General features: G+C 71.8%; 9 protein-coding genes and 1 tRNA gene. 5 read left to right on the forward strand and 5 right to left on the reverse strand.

The annotated features are described in order from the left end of the window. Positions 1 to 41 precede the first annotated feature (41 nt). Positions 42 to 114 (forward strand) — tRNA-Leu (locus AB0K34_RS17335). 283 nt (positions 115 to 397) lie between these two features. Then, entirely contained in the window at positions 398 to 1,222 is an 825-nt protein-coding gene (locus tag AB0K34_RS17340) for a Bax inhibitor-1/YccA family protein (protein ID WP_364549640.1), read from the forward strand. Positions 1,223 to 1,363: 141 nt separating this feature from the next. On the opposite strand, the gene AB0K34_RS17345 is transcribed toward AB0K34_RS17340, so the two are convergent. From AB0K34_RS17345 to AB0K34_RS17355, 3 genes are all read right to left on the reverse strand, one after another. Next, the gene (locus AB0K34_RS17345; RefSeq protein ID WP_089325573.1) at positions 1,364 to 1,591 is read right to left on the reverse strand and encodes a DUF4287 domain-containing protein; all 228 of its coding nucleotides are present in this window, start codon (positions 1,589 to 1,591) and stop codon (positions 1,364 to 1,366) included. A 190-nt stretch (positions 1,592 to 1,781) separates the two neighbouring features. Next, on the reverse strand, positions 1,782 to 3,002 hold the full coding sequence (locus AB0K34_RS17350) for an acetyl-CoA C-acetyltransferase (protein WP_138637930.1): 1,221 nt from the start codon (positions 3,000 to 3,002) through the stop codon (positions 1,782 to 1,784). 338 nt (positions 3,003 to 3,340) lie between these two features. Further along, positions 3,341 to 4,453 (reverse strand): SGNH/GDSL hydrolase family protein, encoded by a 1,113-nt coding sequence (locus tag AB0K34_RS17355; protein ID WP_364549643.1) that lies wholly within the window; start codon positions 4,451 to 4,453, stop codon positions 3,341 to 3,343. Between the two features lie 183 nt (positions 4,454 to 4,636). On the opposite strand from AB0K34_RS17355, the gene AB0K34_RS17360 reads away from it, so the two are divergent. After that, complete coding sequence (locus tag AB0K34_RS17360) at positions 4,637 to 6,013, forward strand: cystathionine beta-synthase (protein WP_364549645.1); 1,377 nt, start codon at positions 4,637 to 4,639, stop codon at positions 6,011 to 6,013. A gap of 142 nt (positions 6,014 to 6,155) precedes the next feature. Here the strand turns inward: AB0K34_RS17360 and AB0K34_RS17365 are convergent, their stop codons facing one another. Next, positions 6,156 to 8,321, reverse strand: coding sequence for an MMPL family transporter (locus AB0K34_RS17365; protein WP_364549647.1), 2,166 nt, complete (start codon positions 8,319 to 8,321; stop codon positions 6,156 to 6,158). A gap of 152 nt (positions 8,322 to 8,473) precedes the next feature. Between AB0K34_RS17365 and AB0K34_RS17370 the strand changes: the two genes are divergently transcribed. Then, a complete protein-coding gene (locus AB0K34_RS17370) occupies positions 8,474 to 9,622 on the forward strand; it encodes a cystathionine gamma-synthase (RefSeq protein ID WP_364549649.1) in 1,149 nt (382 codons plus the stop codon). A gap of 91 nt (positions 9,623 to 9,713) precedes the next feature. Then, the gene (locus AB0K34_RS17375) at positions 9,714 to 10,853 is read left to right on the forward strand and encodes an alpha/beta hydrolase (RefSeq protein ID WP_364549651.1); all 1,140 of its coding nucleotides are present in this window, start codon (positions 9,714 to 9,716) and stop codon (positions 10,851 to 10,853) included. A 27-nt stretch (positions 10,854 to 10,880) separates the two neighbouring features. On the opposite strand, the gene AB0K34_RS17380 is transcribed toward AB0K34_RS17375, so the two are convergent. After that, a complete protein-coding gene (locus AB0K34_RS17380; protein ID WP_364549653.1) occupies positions 10,881 to 11,420 on the reverse strand; it encodes a hypothetical protein in 540 nt (179 codons plus the stop codon). Between the last annotated feature and the right edge of the window lie 16 nt (positions 11,421 to 11,436).

The raw sequence follows: 11,436 nt of genomic DNA on the forward strand, positions 1-11,436 counted from the left end.
GGACTGGCCTCTGTCAGCCCCTGACTCGATATGATGACGCCGCCCCTGTAGCCCAATGGCAGAGGCAGGCTCCCTAAAAGAGCCATTGTGTCGGTTCGAGTCCGACCAGGGGCACGGTGTTTACCCAGGGGGGCGACCCCCTGGAACCCCCGTTTGCTGTGTTGGCCCAGGGGGGCGACCCCCTGGAACCCCCGTCACGGCCGGACGTGCGGCCTCCGGGCGCTAGGGCGCCCTCCGGCCGCACGTCCCGTGTTCCTGTGGCCGGGGTTCGAGCATTGGATGTGTTCGGGATCGGCTTTGTGTGTTTCGGGGTGGTTGTGGGGGCCATCCACCCTGATCATGCGGGGGGTTCGGCGTTTACACTGGAGGGCCACCTCGGCCGAAAGTGGAGACTCTGATGGAGAGTAGAAACCCCGCGTTCCGGGGGAACGCCTTCGATCAACGGGGCGCGGCGTACGGCGCTGCCGGATATGGAGCGCCCGCGTACGGGGCGCAGCAGTACGGGGCGCCTCCGGGTTACCAGGCGCCCGGGTATGCGCCGCCGGCCACTCGGCCGATGACCATGGACGACGTCGTCGTCCGCGGGTTCCTCAGCCTGGCCGTTCTGGTGCTCGCCGCGGCGGTCTCGTGGGTCGCGGTTCCCACCTCGATCGCGGTCCCGGTTCTGGTGCTCGCGCTCGTCGCCGAGCTCGGGATCTGGGCGTTCATCACGTTCGGCCGCAAGGCGAACGCGCCCCTGGTGCTGTCGTTCGCCGCGGTCTACGGGGTCGCGGTCGGCATCATCAGCCACTCCTACAACGACCTGTACCACGGCGTGGTCTTCCAGGCCGTGATCGGTACGGCGCTGGCGTTCGCCGCCACGCTCGCCGCGTACGCGCTGCGCATCGTCCGCGTCACGCCGAAGTTCGCCAAGTTCGTCATCGCCGCGGGCGCCGCGCTCATCGGGTTGATGTTCATCAACCTGCTCGTGCACCTGTTCGGCGGCGACCAGGGCATCGGCATCCGCGACCCGGGCAGCCCGCTCGCCTACGTCTTCAGCGTGGTCGCGATCCTCGTCGGCTGCTTCTTCCTGCTGCTGGACTTCGACGCCGTCGAGCAGGGCGTCCGCCAGGGGGCGCCGGAGAAGTTCGCCTGGTACTGCGCGTTCGGTCTGGTGCTGAGCCTGGTGTGGATCTACCTGGAGATCCTGCGGCTGCTCAGCTACTTCAGCGGGCGCGACTAGCCCGCGCAATGATCAGCCCCGCGCCGGACGGTGCGGGGCTGATCCGTGTGGGATCTCTGCGCCGAGGTCGTGGCGGACGATGCGGCACGACTGCGGGGGCATCCGCCGGCGGGACCCCACCGGGTCCGAGGGCGTGCTTCGTCAGTAGTGGCGCGCGCGCCGGGTGCGCTCGTGCTCGCGCACCAGGGCCGCGGCATAGCCGTGCGAGAGGTTGTGCTCCTCGGCCAGCCAGGTGCTGCGCTCCTCGCAGCGGGTGAACGAGGGGCCGTTCTCGATGGCGGTGAACCACTCGGGGATGTCACGTCCTGTGACTTGCGGAATCCGGGCGATCAGCTTGCTGTGCGTCTCCGGCGAGTGGTTCAGTGACAATTGGCACCTCCAGGTCGCGGGGCTCTTCCTGCTGACTCTGCAACACCTCTCCGCATGTGACAAGACCCTAACGGGGACCTATCTTTTGCGTTACGTAGATCATTTGTAACGGGGATATTCCCCGGAAAAGCGCAGGTGGCCCGCGTGCCCGCCCCATGGGGGCGTGCCGCACGGGCCACCCGGAGAGTGACTAGGAGAGGCGCTCCAGAACCATCGCCATGCCCTGGCCGCCGCCCACGCACATCGTCTCCAGACCGAACTGCTTGTCGTGGAACTTGAGCCCGTTGATGAGCGTGGAGGTGATGCGGGCGCCGGTCATGCCGAACGGGTGGCCGACCGCGATCGCGCCGCCGTTCACGTTCAGCTTGTCGTGGTCGATGCCGAGGTCCTCGGCGGACGGCAGCACCTGCGCCGCGAACGCCTCGTTGATCTCGACGAGGTCGATGTCGCCGATCGTCATGCCGGCCTTCGCCAGGGCCTTGCGGGACGCCTCGACCGGGCCGAGCCCCATGATCTCGGGGGACAGGCCGGTGACGCCGGTCGACACGACCCGGGCCAGCGGCGTGATGCCGAGCTCGGCGGCCTTGGTGTCGCTCATCACGACGACCGCGGCGGCGCCGTCGTTCAGCGGGCAGCAGTTGCCCGCGGTGACCGTCCCGTCCGGGCGGAACACCGGCTGGAGCTGCGACACCTTCTCGTAGGTGGTGCCGGGCCGGGGGCCGTCGTCCTTGGCCACGACGGTGCCGTCCGGCAGCGTCACGGGGGTGATGTCCTTCTCCCAGAAGCCGTTGGCGAGGGCCTTCTCGGCGAGGTTCTGCGAGCGGACGCCGAACTCGTCCTGGGCCTGCCGGCTGACGCCGCGCAGCCCGGCCACGTTCTCGGCGGTCTGCCCCATCGCGATGTAGATGTCGGGGAGCGCGCCGTCCTCGCGCGGGTCGTGCCACACCGGCGCGCCGCCCTCGCCCGCCGTGGCGGTGCGGGCCTGCGCGTCCGCGAACAGCGGGTTCTGGGTGTCGGGGAGGCCGTCGCTGCTGCCCTTGGCGAAGCGGCTGACGGTCTCCACCCCGGCCGAGACGATCACGTCGGCCTCGCCGGCCTTGATCGCGTGCAGCGCCATCCGGGTCGTCTGGAGCGAGGACGAGCAGTACCGGGTGATGGTGGCGCCGGGCACGTTGTCCCAGCCCAGCAGGACGGACACGACGCGGGCCATGTTGTAGCCCTGCTCACCGCCGGGCAGCCCGCAGCCGAGCAGCAGGTCGTCGATCTGGTCCGGGCCGAGTTGCGGGACCTTCGCCATCGCGGCGGTGATCATCTGGGCGGTGAGGTCGTCGGGCCGGATGTCCTTGAGCGACCCCTTGAACGCGCGGCCGATGGGCGAGCGCGCGGTCGCGACGATGACTGCCTCGGGCATAGCGGGTCTCCTGTCTCAGCGGCCGTAACGGTGTCAACTTACTCACCGGTCACCCGGTCAATCTAACCGCTGGCGACCGCCCCGTACACGGCGGCCCCCGGGCTTAGTCGACGGCGCGTCCAATAAGTGTCGACTTACGCCGGTGCGGCGAATCCCGGCGCCGCGGTGACGGCCGCCCCATGAGCCCGGGACGTGCGTCGTCCGAGGCTGTGAGCCGTGCCACCGGCCGGGCCGCCGCAAGCGCGGGCTGCGGGCCGGCCGGACGGCGCTCCGCGGCGCCGGGGCCCGCCTACCGGTGACCGGGCGGGCTCCGGTCGGCTCAGCCACCGCGGGCCGTTTCAGCCACCGCCGGTCTCCGTGACCGGGCGCCGCGCGCGGCGGTCCCGCAGGCGCTGCCGGGCCTGGGCGATGCCGGTCGCGCAGCGCGCCAGCCGGCGCGCCGGAGCGACGGCCGCGAGCGCGGCGGCGCCGGTCGACAGCGGGCGGACCAGCGCCCGCCGCAGCGGGCGGTGCAGCGGGTACCGCAGCGTCGCCCAGCGGCCCCGCGGGCCCCGGTCGTCGCCCGCGACGGAGGCGCCGCTGACCTCGGTACCGGCCCGTTCGGCGGCCTCGGCGGCGGCCTGCGCGACCGGGCGGGCGGCCGCGCCGGGCAGGTCCGGCTCCAGGCCGAGCGCCGCCGCCATCGACGGCAGGACGGCCGCGGCCGCGGCGGCGTAGCCGCGGGCGGACGGGTGGTAGCGGTCCTCGCTGAACATCGACAGCGGGTCCGCGGCGAACTCGTGCCCCAGCAGGTCGCCGAGGGAGACCGACCGGCCGCCGTGCTCGACGACGGCGATGGTCTGCGCGGCGGCGAGCTGGCGGCAGGCGCGCCGCGCGAACCAGCGGAGCGGCTGCATCAGCGGTTTCACCGAGCCGAGGTCGGGGCAGGTGCCGACGACGACGTGGGCGCCCGCGGCGCGCAGCCGCCGGACGGCCTCCGCCAGGTGCCGGACGGACTCGGCGGGCCCGATCCGGCCGGTCACGTCGTTCGCGCCGATCATGATGACGGCGAGGTCGGGGCGGGTCTGCAGGGCCCGGTCGACCTGGCCGTGCAGGGCCTGCGACCGGGCGCCGGAGAGGGCCACGTTGGTCAGCCGGACGGGACGTCCCGCCGTCGCGGCGAGCCAGCCGGCGAGGAGGGCGGCGGGCGTCTCGGCCGGGGTGTGGACGCCGAGGCCGGCGGCGGTCGAGTCGCCGAGCATGACCAGCGACAGCGGGTCGCCGCCCGCCTGCGCGCCGTAGAGGCCGTCGGCGGCGGGCGGGTCGCCGTTGGGCGTCGCCTGGATGATCCGGCGGGCGAGCCTGGCCTCGACGACGATGAGGCCGAAGGTCATGCCGCCGAGGGCGGTGATGCCACCGCCGCCGTAGGCCGCGGCCGCCGCGATCCGGCGCGCGGTGAATGCTCTCAACATGCTGCCTTGACCCTCCGTGATCATCTTTCTACCCGCGCGATGACGCTTTGATGCCTGCCCGCTGGATCTCGGCTAACGTCGGAAACGGGAAACCTTCCGGAGCCGCGCCCGCTCCGCCGCGTTACCGGCGGCGCGACCGGGGCGCGGCGCTCAGATCAATCACTGAACGACAAGGATGTCGCGGTGCACGTACACGACTCGCTCGTCGAACTGATGGGCAACACCCCGCTCGTTCGGCTGCGCAAGGTGACGGGGGACCTGCGGCCGCAGGTGCTCGCCAAGGTGGAGTACTTCAACCCGGGCGGGTCGGTGAAGGACCGCATCGCGGTCCGCATGATCGACGCGGCGGAGCAGTCCGGCGAACTGCGCCCGGGCGGCACGATCGTCGAGCCGACCTCCGGGAACACCGGGGTGGGCCTCGCCATCGTGGCGCAGGAGCGCGGCTACCGCTGCGTCTTCGTCTGCCCCGACAAGGTCGGCAAGGACAAGATCGACGTGCTGCGCGCGTACGGCGCCGAGGTCGTCGTCTGCCCGACGGCGGTGAACCCCGAGCACCCCGACTCCTACTACTCGGTCTCCGACCGGCTCGCCGCCGAGATCCCCGGCGCCTGGAAGCCGAACCAGTACACCAACCCGCAGAACCCGCGGTCGCACTACGAGACGACCGGGCCGGAACTGTGGGAGCAGACCGAGGGCCGCATCACCCACTTCGTCGCGGGCATCGGCACCGGCGGCACGATCAGCGGCACCGGCCGGTACCTCAAGGAGGTGTCGGGCGGCCGGGTGCAGATCATCGGCGCCGACCCGGAGGGCTCGGTCTACTCGGGAGGCTCCGGCCGCCCCTACCTGACCGAGGGCGTCGGCGAGGACATCTGGCCCGAGACCTACGACCGCGACATCTGCGACGACGTCATCGCCGTGTCCGACAAGGACTCCTTCCTGATGACCCGGCGGCTCGCCCGCGAGGAGGCGCTGCTCGTCGGCGGGTCCTGCGGGATGGCGGTGGTCGCCGCGCTGCGCGTCGCCGAGAAGGCCGGCCCGGACGCGGTGATCGTGGTGCTGCTGCCGGACGGAGGCCGCGGCTACCTCGGCAAGATCTTCAACGACGGCTGGATGGCCGACTACGGGTTCCTCACCCCGAACACCGAGGAGGCCCGGGTCGGCGAGGTGCTCACCCGCAAGGGCGGCACGCTGCCGGAGTTCGTGCACGTCCACCCGCATGAGAGCGTGCAGACCGCGATCTCCATCATGCGCGAGTACGAGGTGTCGCAGGTCCCGGTGATGAAGGAGGAGCCGCCGGTGATGGCGGCCGAGGTGGTCGGCTCGGTCGGCGAGAGCGACCTGCTCGACATCATGGTGAAGGGCGAGGCCAAGATGTCCGAGCCCGTCGAGCTGCACATGGCGGCGCCGCTCCCGACGCTCGGGTACGGCGAGCCGGTGAGCAAGGCCGTGGGCGTCCTGGAGAAGTCCGGCGCGGCGGTCGTCCTCGTGGACGGCAAGCCCAAGGGCCTCGTCACCCGCCAGGACCTGCTGTCCTTCCTCGCGTCCTCCACCGGCTGACAGACCGGCCGCGGAACGCCGAAGGCCCGGAGACCTCGACGGTCTCCGGGCCTTCTCTTCTCTTGCGGGGTGTCGGATTGCGGAGCCCGACCGGTGGGCGGCGTTTCGGGCCGGGCTCCGCAACCCGACGATCTGGGGGCTCCTACTGGCGGAACCCGGACGGGACGAAGTCCTCGCGCGTGTCGGCGGGGCCGACCGGCTTCTTCTGCTTCTTCGCCACGTCGCCGTGCCCCGGCCACCAGGCCCGGTGGCCCAGCAGCGCGGTGAGGCCCGGCACGAGGAAGATCGCCATGACGAAGGCCGACAGCGCGATGCCGAGCGCGATGGAGAAGCCCATCTGCTGGAGCATCGAGACCTTCGCCAGCAGCATCACCGAGAACGTGCCCGCCAGGATCAGCCCGGCCGCGGCGACCGTCGGGCCGCCGTGCTCGACCGCCAGCGCGGCGGCCTTGCGCGGCTCGTGGCCCTCCTTCGCCTCCTCGCGGAGCCGCGCGGTCATCAGGATGTTGTAGTCGGTCCCGATGGCCAGCACGAACAGGTACAGCATGATCGGCAAGTGGAAGATCTCACCGGGTTCGCCCATCAGCCCCTGGAAGACGTACACCGCGGAGCCGAGGGTCGCGGCGAAGCCGAGCAGCACCGCCGGGACGAGGTACAGCGGGGCGACCACCGAGCGCAGCAGCATCAACAGGATCAGCGCGATGAGCACGCCGGCGACCGGCAGGATGACCGACAGGTCCCGGTTCACCACCCGGTTGATGTCGCTGTAGATCGCGGTCTCGCCGCCCACGTACAGCTGGGTGCCCTCCGGCGCGATCTTGTGGACGGCCGGCCCGAGGTCGTTCTTCACCAGGTTGATCGAGTCGTTGTCGCGCGGGTTGCCGTTCAGCACGAGGTCGACGCGGCCGAGCTTCGGGTCCTTGCCGAGCTCGGCGGGCTGCACGCCGCCGACGCCCGGCAGCGACTTGGCCTGCTGCCCGAACGCGTCCAGCTCGGCCTTGGTGAGCGGCTGCCCGTCGGTGGAGCGGACCATGACCTGCACCGGCACGGTCTGCCCGGCCGGGAAGCCCTTCTGCAGGTCCTTGGTGGCCTGCGCGGACTCGGTGTCCTGCGGGAAGCTGGACTGGAAGTCGTAGTCGGACTTGAAGCCGAGCGCGCCGGAGGCCAGCGCCACCAGCAGCGCGCCCGCGCCCAGGGCGACCAGCGCCGGACGGGCGCCGACCATCCGGCCGAGCCGGTTGGACACGGTGGCCTTGGGCTGCTTCTTCCAGGACTTGGACGGCCAGAAGACCGCCGGGCCGAGCAGCGACAGGATCGCCGGGAACAGCGTCAGCGAGGTGACGCCCATCACGAGCACGCCGATGGCGAGGGACGGGCCCCACGCGGCGAAGATCCCGAACGACGCGAGCATCAGCACCAGGAACGTGACCGCGATGGCGGCCGCGGCGGAGGTGATGACCTCGCCGACCCGCTCGACCGCCGAGATGAGCGCGGTCTTGCGGTCCTCGCCGGCGCGCAGCCGCTCCCGGTAGCGGAACAGCAGGAACAGGTAGTAGTCGGCGCCGATGCCGAACAGCACGATGGTCAGGATGATCTGCAGGCTGTCGTCGCCGGAGAAGTCGAGCAGCTTGGACGCGGCCCCGATGAGGCCCATCGACACCTGCTCGGTGGCGATGATCACGATGATCGGCAGGATCGCCGCGAGCGGCGCCCGGAAGATCAGCAGGATCAGCCCGATGATCAGCGCGAAGGTGGCGATGGTGATGAGCGCGAAGGACTGGGTGAAGGAGTCCTCGTTGTCGACGAACGAGGCGACCTCACCGCCGACCTTGGCCTCCAGGCCGCCGCCCAGCTCCTTCGGCAGCTGGGTGCGGATGTCCTTGATGGCCTGGCTCTGATCCTTGGCCGCGTCGCCGGTCGCCTGCTCCATCGGCACGGTGATCAGCTGGATGGACTTGTTGGGCGCCACCGCCTGGGGGCCCGTCACGAAGCCCTGGACCGTCGGGTACTTCTTGGCCGTCAGGTTCTTGGCCGCCGCCGCCACCTTGGTGCTGTCCGCAGGGGTGATCTTCCCGCCGTCGGACCGCTGCACCACGATCAGCGCGGACAGGTCGGCCTGCTCCGGAAACGCCTTCTCCGCCAGCTCGGCCGCCTGGACGGACTCGTACTTCGACGGCAGGAACTCGCCCTGGTCCGACTCGGTGGTCAGCTTGGGGGAGAAGGCGATGATCACGACCGCGGCGGCGAGCCACGCCACGATCGTCCACCACGGGTGTCTCACGACGAAGCGCGCGAGCCGAGCGAACATGGGCTTCCTTAATCAAGGTCGTTGGGATACCTCTAAAACGGTAGAGATCGCGAAGCCCGATGGGGTCACCCGCTGCGCTGAAATGGGGGCTGATACCTCCGGGGGAGTGCCTCCTCCTCTAGGAGGGGCGGCGGGTGGATAGCCTCGTACCCATGGACAACGAGGTTCAGCACGGGTTCGAGACCCTGGCCATCCACGCCGGGCAGGAGCCCGACCCCGCGACCGGCGCGGTCGTCCCGCCGATCTACCAGGTCTCCACCTACAAGCAGGACGGCGTCGGCGGCCTGCGCGGGGGCTACGAGTACTCCCGGTCGGCCAACCCGACCCGTACCGCGCTGGAAGTATGCCTGGCCGAGATCGAGGGCGGCGCGCGAGGACTGGCGTTCGCGTCCGGGCTCGCCGCCGAGGACGCGCTGCTGCGCGCGGTCTGCAGGCCCGGCGACCATGTGATCATCCCGGACGACGCCTACGGCGGCACCTACCGGCTGTTCGCGAAGGTCGCCGAGCCGTGGGGCGTCGCGTTCGACCCGGTGCCGCTCGGCGACATCGCCGCGGTGCGGGCCGCGGTGCGCCCCGACACGAAGATCATTTGGGTGGAGACGCCGACGAACCCGCTGCTCGGCATCGCCGACATCGCGGCGCTCGCCGCGGTCGCGCACGACGCGGGCGCGCTGCTCGTCGTCGACAACACCTTCGCCTCCCCGTACCTGCAGCGCCCGCTGGACCTCGGCGCCGACGCCGTCGTCCACTCGACCACCAAGTACATCGGCGGGCACTCCGACGTCGTCGGGGGCGCGCTCATCACGGCCGACCCGGCGCTCGGCGAGCGGCTCGCCTTCCACCAGAACGCCATGGGCGCCGTCGCCGGGCCGTTCGACTCCTGGCTCACCCTGCGCGGCATCAAGACGCTCGGCGTGCGGATGGACCGGCACTGCGCGAACGCCGAGCGGATCGTCGAGATGCTGACCCGGCACCCGGCAGTCCGCCAGGTCCTCTACCCGGGGCTGCCCTCCCACCCCGGCCACGACATCGCCGCCAAGCAGATGAAGGCGTTCGGCGGCATGGTCTCGTTCCGGATGGAGTCGGAGGAGGCCGCCGTCCAGGTGTGCGAGCGGACGAAGCTGTTCACGCTCGGCGAGTCGCTCGGCGGCGTCGAGTCGCTGATCGAGCACCCGGGCCGGATGACGCACGCGTCGGCCGCCGGATCGCCGCTGGAAGTGCCCGCCGACCTGGTGCGGCTCTCCGTCGGGATCGAGGACGTGCACGACCTGCGGCGCGATCTGGAGCAGGCGCTCGGCTGAACGCCGGCTGAGAGTCCCCCGCCCGTTCCCGCCCCCACTTGATCAAAACATCTATACTCAGCGCGCCAGGTTCGTAAAGGAGGGGCCCGGGGTGCGCAAAGTACTGGTCTGTGGGGCGGCGTTCGCCGCGGCGTGCGTGTCCGCCGTCGCGATCCCCGGGGGCGCCCATGCGAACGCCCCGGCGCCGACGCCGTCCGTGGACGTCCCGTCGGCGCCGCCGGGCGGCCCCTCCGCGGGCACCGGCTCCGGCGGCACCGGGAGCGGGTCGCCGTCGGCGCCGTCCACCGCGTCGCCCGGCGACGGCGCGACCGGGCAGGACGGGGAGCCCGACGACGCGACCGCCACGGCGCACGCGGTCATGGTCACCCCGGAGCTGCCGAAGTTCCGCACCTACGCCTACGGCGCCGACGCCGCGCAGAAGATCGACGCCTACTGGCGTGACAAGGGCGCGGGCGCCGAGGCGCGCCCGGTCGTGCTGTTCCTGCACGGCGGCTACTGGCTGCACGGCGACAAGGGCGGCGGCTGGAAGTACGTCGCGCGGCGGCTGACCGAGGAGGGGTTCGTCGTCATGTCGGCGAACTACCGGCTCGCCCCGCGCGCGCACTGGCCCGCGCAGCGCGACGACGCGCTGTCCGCGCTCGACTTCATCCGCAAGCACGCCCGGCTGTGGAACGCCGACCCGTCCCGCGTCGCGGTGATGGGCTCGTCCGCCGGCGGGCAGCTCGCGACCCAGCTCGGCACCCTCGGCAAGGGCACCCAGCGGGTGCGCGGCGTGGTCGCGCTGTCGCCGCCGAACAACCCGTTCCTCGCCTTCAAGGACGGCGCGAAGCCGGGCGCCACCGCCACCCAGCGCAAGCTGCGGCGGGCCGTGGTCGACCTCCTGGACTGCACGCCGGGCGCCGCGCCCGGCACCGGCGCCGAGACCGAGACCGGCCCGGGCGCGGAGCCCGGCGGCGAGCCCGGCACCGGCACGGACTGCTGGCCGCGGGTGGACGACGCGAGCACGCTCACGCACGTCTCGCGCGGGGACGCGCCGATGCTGCTGATGCACGGCTCCGGCGACTTCGTCCCCGTCACCCAGAGCACCGGGCTGGCGTCCGCGCTGCGGGCGGCGGGCGTCAAGACGACGGTGAAGACGGTCGACGGCCGGCTGCACGCCTCGCAGCTGCTGACCGACCCGGACACCTACCCGACGATCGTGAGCTGGCTCAAGAGCCACCTGAAGAAGTAGCGGGCGGGCCGCGCCGGAGCGGGCGGCTCAGCCGTTCCAGACCATCAGCACGAGGATCACCAGCCACAGCAGCGCGACGACGCCGGAGAGGGCGGCCAGCCGCCCGCGCTCCACCTGCGCGATCTCGCCGCCCGCCGCGGCCGCCGGGGCGGGGGACGCGCCGTCCGCCTCGGGCTCGCTCTTCTCCGCCTCGGCCTCCGCCGCCGTGGCGGGCTGCGGGGCGGGCGCCGTGCCCGCGCCGCCGGCCGCCTCCTCCAGCAGCCGCGCCGCCTTCCGCTGGTCGCGCTCGATGATCAGTAGCAGCGCCAGCGCGACGATGAACAGCGTCATCGACACCGTCAGCCACGCCTGCGCGAAGTTCCCCTCCGCGAGCCCCAGCCCGAACAGGAAGATGCCCAGCGTCGCGAGGCCGTAGACACGGGTCGTCCAGTTGAGGAACCGGACCACGGGCGCGTTCCGCTTGCGGATGTAGCGGGGCGTGGACATGGTCGCGGCGGTCAGCGGGCCCAGCGTGAAGATCGCGAAGCCGATGTGCAGGATCAGCAGGATGCGATCGGAAGTCGACATGACGCCGACCCTAGCC

The organism is Actinomadura sp. NPDC049382, from assembly GCF_040677125.1.
In the GTDB taxonomy this organism is placed as follows: domain Bacteria; phylum Actinomycetota; class Actinomycetes; order Streptosporangiales; family Streptosporangiaceae; genus Spirillospora; species Spirillospora geliboluensis.